Origin of the sequence: Pantoea leporis (assembly GCF_028048155.1) — a bacterium.
GTDB classification, from domain to species: domain Bacteria; phylum Pseudomonadota; class Gammaproteobacteria; order Enterobacterales; family Enterobacteriaceae; genus Pantoea; species Pantoea leporis.
Genome location: NZ_JALMEU010000001.1, coordinates 255,687 through 274,152 on the forward strand (window position 1 = coordinate 255,687; position 18,466 = coordinate 274,152).

Consider the following 18,466-nt stretch of genomic DNA (forward strand, 5'->3'; position numbering starts at 1 on the left):
GAATCGGGTCCGCGCGGCAAGGCCAAAACAGGCTAAAAAGCCGCTTTACGCGGCTTTTTACCTTCTGATAACGCTTTGGTCAGGCGATACGTTGTGACGGTGTGGCGGCGCTTAATGCCAGCTTCACCGGCACCGATTTTGAGGTCGGTGTGCCGCTGCCGTCGCCAAAACTCGAGAGCGGCACCAGCGGGTTGGTTTCCGGATAATACGCCGCGAGGTTACCGCGCGGAATGTTATACGGCACCAGCTTGAAACCGCTGACGCGACGGGTTAAACCGTCATTCCACAGCGTCTCGATATCCACCAACTGGCCTTCAGTGAAGCCCAGCGACGTCATATCATCCGGATGGATAAACACCACTTCGCGCTGACCGTACACGCCACGATAACGGTCATCGAGGCCGTAAATCGTGGTGTTGTACTGATCGTGTGAACGCAGGGTTTGCAGCGTGAACGGCGCCGCGACATCGCCTAACTGCGGGAACAGCGACGTTGGCAGGGCGGCGGCGCTGAACTCAGCACGTTTGCTTGGCGTATTGAAGCGCAGCTCGGCGGCAGCGCTACCCAGGTAGAAACCGCCCGGAATGTCGCACTTGTTATTGAAATCAGCAAAGCCGGGAATCGTGGCGGCGATGTGATCGCGAATCAGATCGTAATTGCCTGCCATCGCCAGCCAGTCGATTTTATCGCTGCCTAATGTCGCATGGGCTATGCCAGCCACAATCGCGGTTTCAGAACGCTGCGTCTCTGCCAGGGGAATGCCGACGCCTTCTGAGGCGTGCACCATGCTGAACGAGTCTTCCACGGTGATGTACTGATTACCGCTTGCCTGACGATCGCGTTCGGTACGGCCCAGCGTTGGCAGAATCAGCCCTTCGCGGCCCGGCACCAAATGGCTGCGATTGAGTTTGGTGCTGATGTGCACGGTCAAACCGCAATGCTGCAACGCTTCTTCGGTGACCGGTGAATCCGGTGCGGCCGCCGCGAGGTTGCCGCCCAGCGCAATCAGCACTTTCACTTCGTCACGCAGCATCGCGTTCAGCGCCTCAACGGTGTTGTGACCATGCTCACGCGGTGGTTCGAAATCAAAGTGCGCGCCGAGTGCATCGAGGAACGGCTTGCCCGGTTTCTCATCGATGCCCATGGTGCGGTTGCCCTGCACATTACTGTGGCCGCGTACCGGACACAGGCCTGCGCCTTTCTTGCCCAACTGACCAAACAGCAGCTGCAGGTTGGTGATCTCGCGAACGGTATCCACCGAGTGTTTATGCTGAGTAATGCCCATCGCCCAAGTGACAATCACGCGTTCAGCACTTTGATAGATCGCCGCCGCCTCACGAATCTGCACTTCGCTGAGACCGGATTGGCGCACGATATCGTCCCAGCGGGTGTTATCAACGGCGGCAAGATACGCATCAATGCCATGAGTGTTGGCATCGATAAACGCCTGATCGAAAAGGCCTTCTTCACCGGCAGCCAAACGTGCACGCTGTAGCTCAAGCAGGGCTTTCACCATGCCGCGCACCGCTGCCATATCGCCGCCCAGATTAGGTTGGTAATAGGCGGAACTGATGGTGCCCGCCATCGACGTGACAATCTCCAGCGGCTTTTGCGGATCGGCAAAACGCTCGAGGCCGCGCTCGCGCAGCGTATTAAAGGTGACGATTTTCGCGCCGTGATCGGCCGCGTGCCGCAGGCTGTGCAGCATGCGCGGATGGTTGGTGCCCGGATTCTGACCCAACACGAAAATCGCGTCGGCGTGATCAAAATCGTCCAGACGAATGGTGCCTTTACCCACGCCGATGCTGCGTTTCAGGCCGGTGCCGCTGGCTTCGTGGCACATGTTCGAGCAGTCGGGGAAGTTGTTGGTGCCCATCACACGGCCAAACAGCTGATAAAGCCAGGATGCTTCATTGCTGGCGCGGCCGGAGGTGTAAAGCTCCATTTGATTTGGATGATCCATCGCCTTCAAATGGCGAGCAATCAGGGCTAACGCATCGTCCCAGCTGATGGGTTCGTAGTGGTCGGTCGCGCTGTTGTAGCGCATCGGATGGGTTAAGCGTCCCTGGTACTCAAGGAAGTAATCGCTCTGCTGATAAAGAGTGCTGACGCTGTGCTGGGCAAAAAATTCCGGCGCAACCACACGACGCGTGGCTTCCCACGTTACCGCTTTTGCTCCGTTTTCACAGAAGCTGAAGGTGCTTTTGTTGTCATCGCCCCATGCGCAACCTGGGCAGTCGAAACCGCGCGCTTTATTCATGCGCATCAGGTTTCGCATGTTCTTCAGGGCAGCTTTACTATCAAGGACGAAACGGGTGGTGGCTTCCAATGAACCCCAGCCGCCCGCAGCAGCGCGATAGGGTTGAATCTTACGTTTAAATTTCATAGTTGCAGGCTTATTTGTTTATGAGTTGTTATCAGAATATGTCTTCTGTTAGCGGGAAGTGTGCGACTCTCCTTAAAAGTTGTCTAATTGATTGGTTTAATGGTGCGATAGGCGCCGTTTATCGTGAAACGCACGCAAAGCGTGACCTAAGTCAAACTTCCCCGGCTGTTAAGGGGCGGCAGTTACGTGCTGCTGAGATAACTGACTAATAATTGCTCTTTCCATTTTGAAAAGGGCACGCAGCATGAAGAATCTGGCAAGCCAAATTCACGCCTTCGGTAAAGCCTTAATGATGCCCATCTCGGTGATTGCTGCCGCAGGGATCTTTCTTGGCCTGGCCGCCGCAATGCAAAATCCGGCCATCACCGGCGATGCCTTCGCCAGTCTGCAGGTGCCACAGCTGATTATCGGGTTTATCCGCAAGGTGGCGGGCGCGCTGTTCGCCAATTTGCCGCTGTTCTTTGCGGTGGCTAGCGCCATCGGGCTGGCGAAAGCGGAGAAACCGACCGCCGCCTTTGCCGCCGTAATTGGCTATATCGCCATGAATGTCGGAATCAGCTCCACGCTGGCGTCCAAAGGTTTGACGGCCGCTACCACCACGCCAGAAGCGCTGCAGAAAGCGGGTATGGATCAAACTGCGGCGATGATGACGTCGGCCGAATACCTCGACATGCTCGGCATCTTTACTTACAACATGAGCGTGCTGGGCGGCGTGATTGCTGGATTGATTACCGTGCTGCTGCATAACCGTTTTTACACTCAGCAACTGCCGACGGCGATCAGCTTCTTTGGTGGACGCCGCTTTGTGCCGATCGTGACCGTGGTGGTGCTGCCGCTGGTGGGCGTGCTGCTGGCGTTGATTTGGCCGACCATCGGCGAAGGCATCGCGTGGGTGGGTTTGATGATTGGTAAAAGCGGGCAATACGGCGCCTTCCTGCTTGGCACCAGCGAACGCTTACTGATTCCCACCGGTTTGCACCATATCCTCAACGAAACCGTGCGCTTCACACCGATTGGCGGCATGGCAACGGTTGATGGACAAAGCATCGTTGGCGCGCTGAACATCTTCAACACCTCGCTAACGCATCCCGGCGCCATCCCGGACGATACGGTGCGCGGCGCGACGCAGTTCCTCGCGCAGGGCAAAATTCCGGTAATGATGTTTGGCTTACCAGCCGCCGCGCTGGCGATCTACCACACTGCGCGCCCTGAGCATAAGCAGCGCGTTAAAGCGCTGGTGCTGGCCGGTGCACTGACTTCCTTTACCACCGGCATCACCGAGCCGCTGGAGTTCTGTTTCATCTTCGTGTCGCCGGTGCTCTATATCCTGCATGCGCTATTAACCGGCCTGTCATTTATGTTGATGTCGATGCTGCATTTGATGATTGGCAACGTGCAGGGCGGCGCCATCGATCTGGTGGTGTTTGGCATTCTCGGTGGCAGCAAAACGCATTGGTGGTGGACGATTGTGCTCGGCGTGATTTACGTGCCGATTTACTACTACGGCTTCCGTTTTGTCATCACGCGGATGCGGGTTGAAACGCCGGGACGGGAATCCGATGAAGAACACAAACCCGAACAGGTGGCGGCGGATGAGCGCACCAAAGTGATCATCAGCGGGCTGGGCGGCGAAGCCAATATAGAGGACGTCGATTGCTGCTTCACCCGGCTGCGCGTGCGGGTCAAACAGATGAATGAGGTGGTCGATCAAACGTTACTGACCACCGGCGCGAATGGCATCAATCGCGTCAGCGAACACGATATCCAGGTGATTTACGGCCCGCATGTCGAGAAGATCGCCAACGACGTAAAAAGTGCCTTGGGTGTGGCGTAACACAATGGCCGCTGCGCGTGGACGCAGCGCAGCGGCAACCGCCATGATACACTGCTGTTTTCCAGCCAATTCTGCTTTCCATGGACATCAAACAATTAATCTATCTGACAAATCTTGAACGCGAACGCCACTTTGGCCGCGCGGCAGAGGTCAGCTTTGTCAGCCAGCCGACGCTATCGATGCGCCTGAAAAACCTCGAACGCGAATTAGGGCTGTCGCTGATCAACCGCAGTAATAATTTCGATGGCTTTACGCCAGAAGGCGAGCGCGTACTGACCTGGGCGCGGGAAATTGTTTCGGTGTATCAGGGATTGAAGCTGGAAGTGGAGTCGCTCAAGCATGGCGTCAACGGCACCTTGCGGCTGGGTGTTATGCCGCAGTGCAGCGTGGCGCTGCCTGCGTTGTTGAAAGCGGTTGAAGCGCGTTATCCACAGCTGGATTATCGCGTGGCCGCGATGAGCGCCGATCAGCTGCTGGAAGCGCTTAACAGCCACACCGTGGATGGCGGTATCGGCTTTTTTGAACTGACGTCACTGCGCGAGCTGCATTTTCAAACTGCGCTGTTGAAAGATCCGGGTGTCGAGGCGCTGTTCAATCCGGCGCACTTTCCGGCGCTGCTCGAGCAAGAGAACATCTCGCTCGCCACGCTTGCCTGCCAGCCGCTGTGTCTGGCAGAGCCCACGCGCTATTTTCGACGCTATCTTGATGGGCAACTGAGGGAAACCGGCTTGATTCCACGTGTGATTGTTGAGAGCGCGTCGATCATGCAACTGCTGCAAAGTGCGCAGGTTGGTTTAGGCGTGATGGTGTCGCCATGCGGACATCTGTTGCCGGAGCTGATGCAGAATCTGGCGCGGCGGCCGATTGAGATGGCGCCGATGGGCCGGCAGGCGGCATTAGTGATTGCCGAGCCGGGCAGAGCATCGCCGCTGGCTCAGCATTTCTTTGATGAAGCGCGGCGGCATCTGCCCGATTAACGGGTTTCGCCGAGCGCCATCAGCAGGCGATCCTGCCAGCTGGCAAAAGCCACCGCTTGCAACAGCGTGAAGATGCGTTCGCTGCCCCAGCCCGCGTTCAGCAGCGGCTGCAAATGTGCAGCGCTGAAGCGGTCGGGCAGGCGAGTGAGCTGGGCGCTGAGTGAAATCACTGGCGATGCTGCGCCAGCGCTTTCGACATCCTGCAGCAGTGCGTCACGCCATTCATCGGTAACAAAATCAAACTGACGTCGACAACCCAGCACGCGTGCGCTAACCGCCTGCGCCAGCGCTTCATCCCCGGCAAAATGTTCACTCAGCCGCTGTTTTAGCGTGGCGAAGCCATACAGCACTTGCGCATCGTGCACCAGCAGCCAAATGGCATCATCTAATCCCTCCATACCCTGACAGAAAGTAACCGCCGCCAGTTGATCGGCGCTGGCATAGCGCAGTTCAACCGGTTTCAACGCGTGCTGCCAGCCGTCGTTGCCGGTAAACAGCGCTGCGCTGGCGTCCGGCGGCGGTGTTACGCCCGGAATCCAGCGCACCGGCAAGCCCATCATCGCCTGCAGCGATGCCACCACGCGTGACTGATAGCTGACATATCCCACCAGTTGATTCAGCGTGACGATATCGGGCTCGGTTAAGCCCACCGCGTCCAGCGCGCTGATGCTGCTGGTGGTGATCAGTTCCGGCTGCATCGCCAGCTGACGCGCATATTGGGTAATTTGCGTCAGGCGATTATTGCTTTCACGTGATGAGTCCGGACCCGGCAACGGATTGAGCCGGGCTGAGTAGTGATTGCACAGGCGCTGCACGCCGGCGACCTGCGCCACCGTTAGCGCGGTGCTGAGGCGATCGTACAGCGTTAAGGTGTGGGTCAAACTGGTGGCAAGCGTATCGGGAAACAGAATCTGGCTGAGATCGCGCGCGGCCAATAACGCAGGCTGAAAACGCGACAGCAGCGGCTGTAACGCGGTCGCTTCCTGTTGCAAACCAAGTAAGAAACGATCGTCGATATAGGCGGCTTCGGGCACCAGTGGCGCAGTGGCGGTGCTATTCGGGCGAGTCTGGCTTTCATAAAACCAGTGGTCATGGCCGGGAGAACGGCGTTGTTCCATGGTCATTCCTTGCGCTAAAAACGGACTTGCTGCACAGCGTGCGAATCTGAAAAGCAGGCATGCAACAAAGGGCTAGCTTATCGTCGCTGAACGGCTGTCCACGGCAAAAGAATGATGGGGAATAATTAATAGCTTACGAGTATAAGGGGGGATTTTTTGAAAGAGAGGTCGCCATGAATGGCGACCCTGGGGAAATCTTATTTCAGTTCCAGCTCGTTCATTGCGGCAATGCTGAAGCCGCCATCAACGTGTACCACTTCACCGGTGATACCACCCGCCAAATCAGAGCACAGGAATGCAGCTGAGTTACCCACGTCTTCGATGGTAACGGTACGACGAATCGGGGTAACCGCTTCGCAGTGCGCCAGCATTTTACGGAAATCTTTGATGCCTGATGCAGCCAGCGTACGGATTGGACCGGCAGAAACGGCGTTAACACGTGTGCCTTCTGGACCCATTGCGTTCGCCATGTAGCGTACGTTAGCTTCCAGAGACGCTTTCGCCAGACCCATCACGTTGTAGTTCGGGATGGCGCGCTCTGCACCCAGGTAAGACAGGGTCAGCAGGGCGGAATTCGGGTTCAGCATCGCACGGCACTCTTTCGCCATCGCAACAAAGCTGTACGCGCTGATGTCGTGAGCGATCTTGAAGCCTTCACGGGTAACAGCATTCACGTAGTCGCCATCCAGCTGATCGCCAGGTGCGAAACCGATGGAGTGAACGAAACCGTCAAATTTCGGCCAGGTTTTTGCCAGTTCGGTGAACAGCGCAGTGATGCTCTCGTCTTCAGCCACATCGCATGGCAGAACAATGTCTGAACCCAGATCTTTAGCAAACTCTTCCACACGACTTTTCAGTTTGTCGTTCTGGTAGGTGAAAGCCAGTTCTGCGCCCTGTTTGTGCATCGCCTGCGCAATACCGTAGGCGATTGAGAGTTTACTGGCAACGCCAGTAATCAGAATGCGCTTACCGGAAAGAAAACCCATAGCTGTAATCCTTTTGGTCATTGTTGTTGGCGGTCGCGATGGTTGAAAAACAGGCGACCGACGTTAATCTCGTGCGAAGTCTAGCACGTCTCTATAAATGCGGTAAATCGCACCGCGTTTTCGGCGCCTTAACGCTCGCGGCGCCAGGCTTCAGCGGTTAAGGCTTCACCAAAGTGGCTGGTGATCAGGCGCTTGGTGAGATCGTGCAGCGGCGAGGCCAATACATCGGCGGTGCCGCCGCGCTCGACCACTTCGCCCTGATGCATCACCAGTACCTGATCGCTGATGTGCTTCATCATGCCGAGATGCTGCGTGACATAAATATAGGCGATGCCGTGCTTCTCCTGCAGTTCCAGCATCAGGTTCACCAGCTGTGAACGCATGGTCATATCCAGCGAGGCGAGGGCTTCATCGGCGACGATCACTTTTGGCTGCAGAATCAGCGCTCGCGCCAGCGCCAGGCGCTGCTTCTGGCCCGGCGCCAGCATGTGCGGATAGTATCCGGCGTGGTCGCGCAGCAAACCGACCTGACGCAGCGTGGCGATAATGCGTTTTTCACGCGCGTCATCATCCAGCTCGGTATTCAGGCGCAGCGGGAAATCGAGTATCTGGCTGATGCGCTGGCGCGGATTCAGCGAGGTTGAGGGATCCTGAAAAATCATGCGAATGCGCTGGCTGCGATAACCATAATCACCGTACTCCAGCGGATGATCGTCAATCAGCATCTCGCCCTCGCTCGGCTCGACCATGCCGCTGAGCATTTTTGCCAGCGTCGATTTTCCCGAACCGTTTTCACCAATCACCGCCAGCGTCTGTTTTTCACGCAGGGTAAAACTGACGCCTTTCACCGCCTCAACGTGCTGACGACGAAACAAACCGGTGCGATAGCGGTAGGTTTTACTCAGGTTGCGCACTTCCAGCAGCGTTTCCATGTTTACTGGCTCTCCATATTCAGCGGGAAGTGACAAGCAAACAGATGCGCTTTATTGCCGGTCAGGCGCGGTGTTTCGATGCACTTACGCTGCGCATACGGGCAGCGCGGCCCCAGACGACAGCCAATTGGCAGATGTTCCAGTGAAGGAATAGCGCCAGAAAGCGTGTTGAGGCGGCTTTTGTGCGGCAGCGCGCTACCGAAATCGGGCATCGCCCGGATCAGCGCCTGCGTGTAAGGATGATGCGGTGACTCCATTAACTCTTCGCTTTGCGCGATCTCCACCGTCTGGCCGCAATACATCACATTAATGCGGTCGGCCCAATGGCTCATGGTGCGCAGATCGTGGCTGATCAGCAAAATGGTGGTGTTGTTATTCTGATTGAGGCGGCTCAGCAGGCGGAAAATTTGCGCCTGCGTGGTCGGCTCCATCGCATTGGTTGGTTCATCGGCGATCAGCAAACGCGGCTGATTGGCCAGCGCGATGGCGATCATCACCTTTTGGCATTCGCCGTCGGTGAGTTCATACGGGAAACTGCGCATGATGTCTTTATGATCTTTGATGCCGACACGATGCAGCAGCTCAATGGCGCGCACTTTGCGCCAGAACCACAGCCGTTTATACCAGCGGCCTTTGTGCGTCCAACGCGGAATCGCCTGCATCAGCTGGCGACCAATACTTTCTGACGGATCAAGACAGGATTGCGGCTCCTGAAAAATCATCGACACGTTATGGCCGACGATCCGACGGCGTTCGCGCGGTGACAGGCGCAGCAGATCAATATCATCAAACACCATGCGATCGGCGGTGACGCGCCAGTTATCTTTGGTGACGCCGCAAATTGCTTTGGCGATCAGACTTTTGCCTGAACCCGATTCACCCACCAAACCGCGAATTTCGCCTTCGCTTAGCGTCAGGTTGATGCGATCAACCGCTTTGACCGGACCGTCAGCGGTCATAAATTCGATGGTCAGGTTACGGATATCCAGTAGCGGCATTATTCAACTCCCGCTTCTACAGCGCGACGAATGCCATCGCCCAGCAGGTTAACGATCAACACGCTGACCATCAGCGCCACGCCCGGCAGCATGACCGTCCACGGCGCAACGTAGATCAGCTCCAGCGCGTCACCCAGCATCGCCCCCCATTCGGGTGAGGGCAGCTGCGCGCCAAGATCGAGGAAACCGAGTGCTGCGATGTCCAGAATCGCCATCGACAGCGAGCGGGTAAATTCGCTCACCAGCAGCGGCAGCACGTTAGGCAGCACCGCATTCCACAAGATATTCAGGTTGCGCGCGCCATCGAGACGCAGCGCCACCACATACTCTTTTTCCATCTCATCATGCACAGCAGTATAGATCTCGCGCACCAGACGTGGGATCAGCGCGAGAAACACCGCCAGCATCGCGTGTTCCAGGCGCGGGCCGAGAAATGCCACCACGATAATCGCCAGCAGCAGCGAGGGAATCGACAATAAGGTATCCAGCACGTGATTCATCACCGCCGAGCGCATGCCGTGCGTGATACCGGCAAACACGCCAAGCACCAGCGCACAAATTGCCGCCAGCACCGTCACCAGAATCGCCGAGCCGACGGTCGGCGCTACGCCGCTTAGCAGGCGGCTCAGCACATCGCGGCCTAAATCGTCGGTGCCGAGGAAGAAGGAGACATCGCCGTAGCGCGACCACGATGGCGGCAGCAGCTGATAACCGAGAAATTGCTGATCGATACCATACGGCGCCAGCAGACCGCCAAACAGGCACAGGAACAGCAGCAGGCCAAAGCCGTACAAGCCGACCATGCCGCTGGTATCGCGATACAAGCGCTGCCAGCTGCGACGCAGCGTGCTGGGCAGCCGCTTCTCGTCGTAGACATTATCTAAGGGCATACCATTCCTTATGTTTCAGCGGGTTAAGCGCCGCACCCAGAATATCGGATAACACGCTGACCAGAATCACCAGACCGCCCACCACCATCACGCCAGCGGAAATCGCCGCGTAATCCTGCTGGCGAATGGCGTTAATCAGCCAGCGGCCGAGGCCCGGCCAGTTGAACACCACCTCGGTGATCATCGCCAACGTCAGCATGGTGGAAAATTGCAGCCCAAGGCGCGGAATCACCGGCGGCAGCGCATTGTGCAGCACGTGGCGGCGGATCACCGTGAAGCGCGACAGGCCGCGCGTGGCGGCGGCTTTGACGTAGTTTTTGTCCATCACATCGCTGGTGCTGCTGCGCAGTAAGCGGATCATCTCGGTAGCAGGCGCAACGGCGAGAACGACCACCGGCAGAATCATGTGCGTTAAGGCGCTGACCAGCATTTCATGACGCCACGGCGACGGGCTCAGCCATGCATCAATCAGCGCAAAGCCGGTAACGTTTTGCACCGGATAGAGCAGGTCGAAACGTCCGGACACCGGCAACCAGCCGAGCGTTAACGAGAAGAACAGCGTAAACAGCAGCGCTAGCCAGAATACCGGCATCGAGAAGCCAAGCAGCGCCAGCGCGCTAATGGCTTTATCCTGCCATTTTTTGCGCATCACGCCGGCGCAAATTCCCAGCGGAATCCCCACCAGTAGCGCCAGAATAAATGCCATTACGCACAGCTCCAGCGTGGCGGGAAACACTTCGCGCAGCTGAAGATCAATCGGCTGGCCGTTGGTGCTGGAGACGCCAAAATCGAACTGCAGCAAGCCCTTGAACCAGAACCACCACGCATCAAACAGCGATGCGCCTTCGAGCGGGGCATTTGGTGTGAAGTAGCTCAGACTGAAGCTCACCAGCGACAGCAAAAACAGGGTGATGAGCAGCAGCACCACGCGACGCAGAATATAGATAATCATGCTTACTCCTCGCTGCTCTCATCGCGGTAAACGCCAGCGAACGAAGCGTTACCAAACGGGCTCAACACCAGGCCTTTGATATCATGCCGATAGGCTTGCAAACGCAGCGATGACGCCAGCGGCAGCACCGGCAACTCCTGCGCCAAAATCTGCTGCGCCTTGTCATAGCTGTCAATGCGCGCCGATAGCTGCTGGGACAGCAGCGCGTGCTGCAACGCTTCATCAAAGGCGGGCGAGCACCAGTGTGCGTAGTTGGTTTGCGAACGGATCGCCGCGCAGCTTAACAGCGGACGGAAGAAACTGTCGGGATCGTTACTGTCGGTTGCCCAGCCGGTGAGCGTGAGGTCATGGTTCATCTCCATCAACTGCGCTTCCTGGAAGCGGCCTTCCACCGGCGCGATAGTGACGCGCACGCCAACCTGAGCCAAATCCGCTTGCAACAATTCAGCGGTTTTTAGCGGGCTGGGATTCCACGACTGCGAGGAAGAGGGCACCACTAAACGTAAATGCAAATCTTCCAGCCCCAGCGCTTTCAACTCTTCACGCGCTTTAGCCGGATTGTATTCGGTGACGCGCGCATCGTTGTCATACGCCCAGGATGCACGCGGCAAAATGGAGGCGGCAGTTTCGGCGGTGCCGTAATAGATCGACTCCATCAGGCGTTCGTTATTGATCGCCAGCGCCAGCGCGTGACGCACTTCCGGGCGATCCAGTGGCGGTTTGCGCGTGTTGAACGCCAGATAGGCGATGTTCATGCCGGGACGCAGCGTCATGCGCAGGCGCGGATCGTCACGCAAAATGCTCAGCTGGCTGGCGGCGGGATAGGCCAGCACATCGCATTCGCCGGTCAGCAGTTTGGATAACCTTCCGGTGCCGCCGACGCCCAAATCGATCACCACCTGCTGCAGACGCGGCACGCCTTTCCAGTACTGCGGATTACGCGCCAGGCGGAGATATTGCCCGGTACGGTATTCGCTCAACTGGAACGGGCCGGTGCCGACCGGTTCGCGGTCCAGCTGTTCCTGCTGGCCTTTAGCGCTGAGTTTATTGGCGTACTCCTGCGACAAAATCGGCGCGTAATGCGTCGCGATATGCCACAAGAATGAGGCGTCCGGGCTGTTCAGGCGGATTTCAACGGTATCGCTATCCAGCTTTTTCACACTCTGCACTGAATCGGCAAACTGCAGGCTATCAAAATAGGGATAGCTGCCGCCGTTGACGTTGTGCCACGGATGCTTGCGATCAAACATGCGTGCAAAGCTGAACACCACATCATCGGCGTTCATTTTCCGCGTCGGTTTAAACCAGTTGGTGTGCTGGAAGGCGACATCTTTACGCAGGTGAAAACGGTAGGTTGCGCCGTTATCACGCACTTCCCAGCTCTGGGCGAGGTCGGGAATCAGCCGATAAGTATAAGGATCCACGTCCAGCAGCCGGTCATACAGCTGCGCCGCCAGCGTATCAACGACTAAGCCGCTGCTAACCATTTGTGGATTGAAGGTATTAACCGTGCCGTTAACGCAATAGACAAAACCGCTGTTGCGGATGTTGTCCGTTGGCGCGGCCCACGCTGACGCGCTCATCATGCTGAGACCCAGCAGCAGAGAGGGGAATAATTTTGGCATAGAACTCAACGATTCTGAGGCAATAGCGTGAGTGTATCTTAAACGCCACGTACTCCCCAAATTCGCGACGCTTCTGCTGTGTTTTTCGCCAAACTGGCGATGGGGTAATCACAATCTCTGTGTGGAGATGAGAAAAATTCTCAATTAGGGGTTTACAGATGATAATAAGAATGATTATTATTCTTCTGCGCTTCGACGGTGGCTCTACCGAAGAAGAGCACGACATTGCTCACATTGCTTCCAGTATTAGTTGCCCGCGTTAACCCGCGGGCCTTTTTTCGTCCTGTTTCGAGCGGCTGCTGCGTTGGCTGCGCTCGTCCACCCTGGTCACATACTTATGTATGCTCCCAGGGATGTCCTCGCTTGCCGCCTTGCATCCACTCGAAACAGTTAGAAAAAAACTCCGTGCGATTTGCTTAAAAAAAATAAAATCAAATTAATACACGCCATTTATGGCGACCTAGTTAATCCTCGTCGCGTGCCTGAATACCGTGCTTTTTCATCATGGCGCGTAATTGGTGATATGTCACACGCAATAACTCGGCGGCGCGGCGCTGGTTGTATTTGGCTTGCTGTAAACTCGCTTCAACCAACTCGCGTTCCTGTTGATTTTGCCACTGACGCAAATCCAGCGGCAGGGAAGGCAAGGCAGATACGTCCGCCTGGGCAATGACGTCGGCGGGCGGCGTGCGGGGGGCGAACGGGTTAATGATAATGTTATCCAGCTCATCGTCGGCGCTGTGATGGCGATAAACCGAACGCTCGACCACGTTCTTCAGTTCACGCACGTTGCCGGGCCAGCTGTGATTCAGCAACGTCAGCTGAGCGCGATCGCTGAAGCCAGGGAACAGCGGCAAGCCCAGCTCACGGCACATCTGAATGGCGAAATGGTTGGCCATCACCAGTATGTCGCTGCGGCGTTCACGCAGCGGCGGCAGTTGCACCACATCAAAGGCGAGGCGATCGAGCAGGTCGGCGCGGAATTTACCGGCGGCGGCAAGCGCCGGCAGATCTTCATTGGTGGCGCACACCAAACGCACATTCACCTGCAAAGATTGATTACCGCCAACGCGTTCCAGCTGTCCGTATTCAATCACGCGCAGCAATTTCTCCTGCACCAGCATCGGCGCGGTGGCGAGTTCATCCAGAAACAGCGTGCCGCCATCAGCGCGTTCGAAGCGTCCCAGATGACGTTTTTGCGCCCCGGTAAACGCGCCAGCTTCATGACCGAAGAGTTCGGAGTCGAGCAGGTTTTCATTTAGCGCGGCGCAGTTCAGCGAAACAAACGGACCTTCCCAGCGGTTTGACAAATAATGCAGGCGGCTGGCAATCAGCTCTTTGCCGGTGCCGCGCTCGCCAATCACCAGCACCGGTTTTTCCAGCGGCGCTAAGCGCGAAACCTGTTCCAGTACCTCCAGAAAGTTATTCGATTCGCCTAACAGGTTGTCTGAACTGTTCGCCATGATGAAATTCGCCACTGATTAATCAATTTCACTACCTTAAGCGATGTTCTGGCGGATGTAAAATAAACAAATAGCGTAAAATCAATAAATTAAAAGTTGGCACGCGAATTGTATTAGTGAAGAGCGCCTCGCGCACCTACACACAAAATTTGAGGAACATCATTATGGGTATTTTTTCTCGTTTCGCCGACATCGTGAACGCTAACATCAACTCTCTGCTGGAGCGCGCCGAAGATCCGCAGAAACTGGTACGCCTGATGATTCAGGAAATGGAAGACACGCTGGTAGAAGTCCGTTCAACCTCAGCCCGTGCGCTGGCCGAAAAGAAACAGCTGCTGCGCCGCAGCGAGCAGGCTGAAATTCAGCAGGCCGAATGGCAGGAAAAAGCGGAGCTGGCGATTAATAAAGGTAAAGAAGATCTGGCGCGTGCTGCTTTAATTGAGAAGCAGAAGCTGACCGATTTGATTGCTGCGCTGCAGCAGGAATCGACTCAGGTTGAAGAGACGCTGGACCGCATGAAAGGCGAGATCGGTGAGCTGGAGAAAAAACTCACTGAAACCCGTGCGCGTCAGCAGGCGTTAACGCTGCGCCATCAGGCAGCATCGTCATCACGTGATGTGCGTCGTCAACTCGACAGCGGCAAGATTGATGATGCGATGGCACGTTTCGAATCCTTTGAACGTCGCATCGATCACATGGAAGCAGAAGCAGAAAGCCAGCGTTTTGGTAAACCAAAAGGTTTGGATCAGGAGTTCGCCGAGCTGAAAGCCGATGATGAAATCAGCCAGCAGCTGGCCGCGCTGAAAGCTAAAATGAACCGCCCTGAGTGATCGCCACGGGCCTGATTGCGGGCCCGAGTTAAAAATGGTGTTAGTGATTAAGGAGAGTCAATGAGCGCACTTTTTTTAGCCATACCTTTAACGATTTTCGTGCTGTTTGTCGCACCAATTTGGTTATGGCTGCATTACAGCAACAAACGCAACGGCGGCGCCGATCTATCGTCGAGTGACCTGCAGCGTTTGCAACAAATTACCCAGGATGCGCGCCGCATGCGTGAGCGTGTTGAAGCACTGGAAGCCATTTTGGATGCCGAACATCCAAACTGGAGGCAACCATGATGAATGGCCGTAAACTGTGGCGCATTCCGCAGCAGGGCAAAGTACGCGGTGTTTGCGCGGGTATCGCCGAGTACCTCGACATTCCGGTGCGCTTGCTGCGTGTGATTGTGGTGCTGTCGCTGTTCCTTGGGCTGTTTATGTTCACCATCGTCGCCTATTTTATTTTGGGCTTTGTGCTGGACGAGAAACCCGTTGATGCTGCATCTGAACGGGCACCCAGCGCACGTGAACTGCTCGACGAGCTGGAAACAACGCTGCAAAGCGATGAGCGAAAAGTGCGTGAAGTAGAACGCTACGTCACTTCAGAGACGTTTAGCGTGCGCAGCCGCTTCCGCCAGATCTAAATTCCCGGGCTTTCGGGCCCACTTCTTCTATTGTGATAAGAGGCTCTATGCAAACTCAACGTTTTACTGCTCTGCGCCGTCGCGCGACACCTGCGTTGATGTCGGCGGGGAAATTTATCATCATTAGTGCAGTAACTTACGGGCCCGGCGGTATCGCTGGCTGGGCGGTGAAATCGGTGGCGCGCCGTCCGCTGCGCCTGTTGCTGGCGGCCGCCCTGGAACCGTTGCTGAGCAAAGCGTTTAAACGCTTATCGGCACGATTCATCAGGGAGAACGATGAAAAGACTGCAAAATGAATTTGTGGCGTTGATGAACCGCGGTGTTGACCGCCATCTGCGCCTGGCTGTAACCGGTTTAAGCCGTAGCGGTAAAACCGCGTTTATCACTTCGCTGGTTAACCAGCTTCTCAATGTCCACAGCGGCGCACGTTTGCCGCTGTTTTCCGTGGTGCGCGAAGATCGCCTGCTGGGCGCCAAGCGCGTGCCGCAGCGTGAACTCGGCACGCCGCGTTTCACCTACGACGAAGGTCTGGCGCAGCTGTACGGCACGCCGCCGATGTGGCCGACGCCGACTCGCGGCGTGAGCGAAATGCGTCTGGCGCTGCGCTATCGTCCGGATGAATCGCTGCTGCGCCATTTCAAAGATACCGCCACGCTCTACCTTGAAATTGTCGATTATCCCGGCGAATGGCTGCTGGATCTGCCGATGCTGGCGCAGGATTATCTCAGCTGGTCACGTCAGATGGTGGGCTTGCTGCAGGGCGATCGCGCGGGCTGGTCAGCGCACTGGCGCAGCTTGTGCGCCGATCTCGATCCTTTTGCGCCCGCCGATGAAAATCGTCTGGCAGCGATTTCCGCTGCCTGGACCGACTATCTGCACCAATGCAAAAGCGAAGGCTTGCACTTTATCCAGCCGGGCCGCTTTGTATTGCCGGGCGATATGGCCGGCGCGCCCGCGCTGCAGTTCTTCCCGTGGCCGCAGGTCGACGAGATGCAGGTTAGCAAGCTGGCGCAAGCGCCAGCAGGCAGCAACTTCGCCATGCTGCAGCAGCGTTTCAACTATTACTGCCAGCACGTGGTGAAAGGATTCTATAAAAATCATTTCCTGCGCTTCGATCGCCAAATCGTGCTGGTCGATTGCCTGCAACCGCTTAACAGCGGGCCGCAAGCGTTCAACGATATGCGCCTCGCCTTGACGCAACTGATGCAAAGTTTCCACTACGGTCAGCGCACGCTGTTCCGCCGTCTGTTCTCTCCGGTGATCGATAAGCTGCTGTTTGCCGCCACCAAAGCCGATCATGTGACTTCGGATCAGCACGCCAATATGGTGTCGCTGCTGCAGCAACTGGTGCAGGACGCGTGGCAGAATGCGGCGTTCGAAGGCATCAATATGGATTGCCTCGGTTTAGCCTCGGTGCAGGCCACAGAAAGTGGGCTGGTTGATCATCGTGGCGAGAAATTACCGGCGTTGCGCGGTCATCGTTTAGCCGATAATGAAGCGCTGACGTTTTATCCCGGCGAAGTGCCGCCATGCTTGCCGGGCCACAATTTCTGGCAGCAGCAGGGATTTCAGTTTGAACAGTTCCGGCCGCAGCAGCTGGATGTCGATCGCCCGCTGCCGCACATTCGCATGGATGCCGCGCTGGAATTTTTACTGGGAGATAAATTGCGATGAGCGACGAAACACCTTTGAAAGGACGCATTGATTTTGCCCGTCCGCTGACGGTGGAAGCGGAAAAACCGCTGCGCGCCGCACAAACCTTTAGCGCGGACAGCGAGAAAGCCTTTCTCGCCACGGCGGAAGCCGAGCCGTTGGAAGAGGGCGAAGGCGAAAAAGTGGTGGAAGCCGCGCTGCGGCCGAAGCGCAGCCTGTGGCGTAAAATGGTGGGCGTTGGCCTGGCAATTTTCGGCGTCAGCGTGGTGGCGCAGGGCGCGCAAACGCTCCACGATGCGTGGCTGGTGCGCGACTGGTTTACCCTCGGCACCGGCGTGGCGGGTACATTGATTGTCGCTGCGGGGGCGGGTGCGCTGATTGGCGAATGGCGGCGTTTGTATCGTCTACGTCAGCGGGCCGAAGAGCGCGATATTGGCCGCGAATTGCTGCACAGTCACGGCGTCGGCAAAGGTCGTGCGTTCTGTGAAAAGCTGGCGCAACAGGCGCAGCTTGATCAGGCGCATCCTGCACTGCAGCGCTGGCATGCGGCGCTGCATGAAACCCACAACGATCGTGAAATCGTCACCTTATATGCCCAACTGGTGCAGCCAGTGCTGGATCGGCAGGCGCGCCGGGAAATAAGCCGTCACGCCGCCGAATCGACGTTAATGATCGCCGTTAGCCCGCTGGCTTTGGTAGACATGGCGTTTATCGCCTGGCGCAATCTGCGGCTGGTCAATCGCATCGCGGCGATCTATGGCATTGAGCTGGGTTACTTTAGCCGCATCCGCCTGTTCCGCTTAGTGCTGCTCAATATGGCGTTTGCCGGGGCTTCCGAACTGGTGCGCGAAGTCGGGATGGATTGGATGTCACAGGATCTTGCCGCGCGCCTGTCAACCCGCGCTGCGCAAGGGATCGGTGCTGGTTTGCTCACCGCACGTCTCGGCATTAAAGCCATGGAGCTGTGTCGCCCATTACCGTGGCTGGAAGATGATAAGCCGCGTCTGGGCGATTTCCGTCGCGAGTTAATCGGTCAGCTGAAAGAATCCCTGGTAAAAAGTGGGGATAAAGCAGGGCAGGCTGCTAAATAATCAGCACTTGCGTACCTTTCACGCTGCAACTGGCGTGAAAGGTAAAATTATCTGTGTTACCACTCATATTCGGCGGGATTTTTGTTGGTCGCTCCGTTA

General features: G+C 56.7%; 17 protein-coding genes. 8 read left to right on the forward strand and 9 right to left on the reverse strand.

From position 1 onward, the window contains the following. Nucleotides 1–79 precede the first annotated feature (79 nt). Nucleotides 80–2,386 carry an FdhF/YdeP family oxidoreductase gene (locus tag MWH02_RS01240; protein WP_271459715.1) on the reverse strand — a complete coding sequence of 769 codons (2,307 nt, stop codon included), beginning with the start codon at nt 2,384–2,386 and terminating at the stop codon, nt 80–82. A 244-nt stretch (nt 2,387–2,630) separates the two neighbouring features. Between MWH02_RS01240 and MWH02_RS01245 the strand changes: the two genes are divergently transcribed. After that, on the forward strand, nt 2,631–4,220 hold the full coding sequence (locus MWH02_RS01245) for a PTS transporter subunit EIIC (RefSeq protein WP_271459716.1): 1,590 nt from the start codon (nt 2,631–2,633) through the stop codon (nt 4,218–4,220). An 80-nt stretch (nt 4,221–4,300) separates the two neighbouring features. Continuing rightward, entirely contained in the window at nt 4,301–5,197 is an 897-nt protein-coding gene (locus MWH02_RS01250) for a LysR family transcriptional regulator (RefSeq protein WP_110866237.1), read from the forward strand. Here the strand turns inward: MWH02_RS01250 and MWH02_RS01255 are convergent. The 8 genes from MWH02_RS01255 to pspF all read right to left on the reverse strand — a co-directional run bounded on the left by MWH02_RS01255 (nt 5,194) and on the right by pspF (nt 14,161). After that, complete coding sequence (locus tag MWH02_RS01255; RefSeq protein WP_271459717.1) at nt 5,194–6,315, reverse strand: CMD domain-containing protein; 1,122 nt, start codon at nt 6,313–6,315, stop codon at nt 5,194–5,196. The genes MWH02_RS01250 and MWH02_RS01255 overlap by 4 nt on opposite strands. Before the next feature lie 197 nt (nt 6,316–6,512). Continuing rightward, nucleotides 6,513–7,301 (reverse strand): enoyl-ACP reductase FabI, encoded by a 789-nt coding sequence (gene fabI, locus MWH02_RS01260; protein WP_007892455.1) that lies wholly within the window; start codon nt 7,299–7,301, stop codon nt 6,513–6,515. Nucleotides 7,302–7,429: 128 nt separating this feature from the next. Next, nucleotides 7,430–8,233 (reverse strand): putrescine export ABC transporter ATP-binding protein SapF, encoded by an 804-nt coding sequence (gene sapF / locus MWH02_RS01265; RefSeq protein ID WP_110866235.1) that lies wholly within the window; start codon nt 8,231–8,233, stop codon nt 7,430–7,432. A gap of 2 nt (nt 8,234–8,235) precedes the next feature. Beyond that, nucleotides 8,236–9,231, reverse strand: coding sequence for a putrescine export ABC transporter ATP-binding protein SapD (gene sapD / locus MWH02_RS01270; RefSeq protein WP_101764288.1), 996 nt, complete (start codon nt 9,229–9,231; stop codon nt 8,236–8,238). Next, entirely contained in the window at nt 9,231–10,121 is an 891-nt protein-coding gene (sapC, locus tag MWH02_RS01275) for a putrescine export ABC transporter permease SapC (protein WP_101764289.1), read from the reverse strand. Before sapC ends, sapD begins: the two co-directional genes overlap by 1 nt. Beyond that, on the reverse strand, nt 10,108–11,073 hold the full coding sequence (gene sapB, locus MWH02_RS01280) for a putrescine export ABC transporter permease SapB (RefSeq protein WP_101764290.1): 966 nt from the start codon (nt 11,071–11,073) through the stop codon (nt 10,108–10,110). Before sapB ends, sapC begins: the two co-directional genes overlap by 14 nt. A 2-nt stretch (nt 11,074–11,075) precedes the next feature. After that, entirely contained in the window at nt 11,076–12,698 is a 1,623-nt protein-coding gene (gene sapA / locus MWH02_RS01285; RefSeq protein ID WP_110866234.1) for an ABC transporter substrate-binding protein SapA, read from the reverse strand. A gap of 464 nt (nt 12,699–13,162) precedes the next feature. Then, entirely contained in the window at nt 13,163–14,161 is a 999-nt protein-coding gene (pspF, locus tag MWH02_RS01290) for a phage shock protein operon transcriptional activator (protein WP_137385865.1), read from the reverse strand. Nucleotides 14,162–14,325: 164 nt separating this feature from the next. Here pspF and pspA point away from each other — a divergent pair, with 164 nt between their 5' ends. Genes pspA through MWH02_RS01320 form a run of 6 tightly spaced genes read left to right on the forward strand, consistent with a single transcriptional unit; the run spans nt 14,326 to nt 18,367 of the window. Further along, nucleotides 14,326–14,991: a phage shock protein PspA gene (pspA, locus tag MWH02_RS01295; RefSeq protein ID WP_008106471.1), complete on the forward strand. Its 666-nt coding sequence runs from the start codon at nt 14,326–14,328 to the stop codon at nt 14,989–14,991. A gap of 60 nt (nt 14,992–15,051) precedes the next feature. Further along, nucleotides 15,052–15,279: an envelope stress response membrane protein PspB gene (gene pspB / locus MWH02_RS01300; protein ID WP_007888081.1), complete on the forward strand. Its 228-nt coding sequence runs from the start codon at nt 15,052–15,054 to the stop codon at nt 15,277–15,279. Continuing rightward, nucleotides 15,276–15,623 (forward strand): envelope stress response membrane protein PspC, encoded by a 348-nt coding sequence (gene pspC, locus MWH02_RS01305; protein ID WP_271459718.1) that lies wholly within the window; start codon nt 15,276–15,278, stop codon nt 15,621–15,623. The genes pspB and pspC overlap by 4 nt, the downstream gene beginning before the upstream one ends. Before the next feature lie 47 nt (nt 15,624–15,670). Next, nucleotides 15,671–15,919 (forward strand): phage shock protein PspD, encoded by a 249-nt coding sequence (pspD, locus tag MWH02_RS01310; protein ID WP_007888070.1) that lies wholly within the window; start codon nt 15,671–15,673, stop codon nt 15,917–15,919. Beyond that, complete coding sequence (locus MWH02_RS01315; RefSeq protein ID WP_271459719.1) at nt 15,900–17,297, forward strand: YcjX family GTP-binding protein; 1,398 nt, start codon at nt 15,900–15,902, stop codon at nt 17,295–17,297. Before pspD ends, MWH02_RS01315 begins: the two co-directional genes overlap by 20 nt. Next, on the forward strand, nt 17,294–18,367 hold the full coding sequence (locus tag MWH02_RS01320; protein WP_110866230.1) for a YcjF family protein: 1,074 nt from the start codon (nt 17,294–17,296) through the stop codon (nt 18,365–18,367). Before MWH02_RS01315 ends, MWH02_RS01320 begins: the two co-directional genes overlap by 4 nt. The last annotated feature ends 99 nt before the right edge of the window (nt 18,368–18,466 follow it).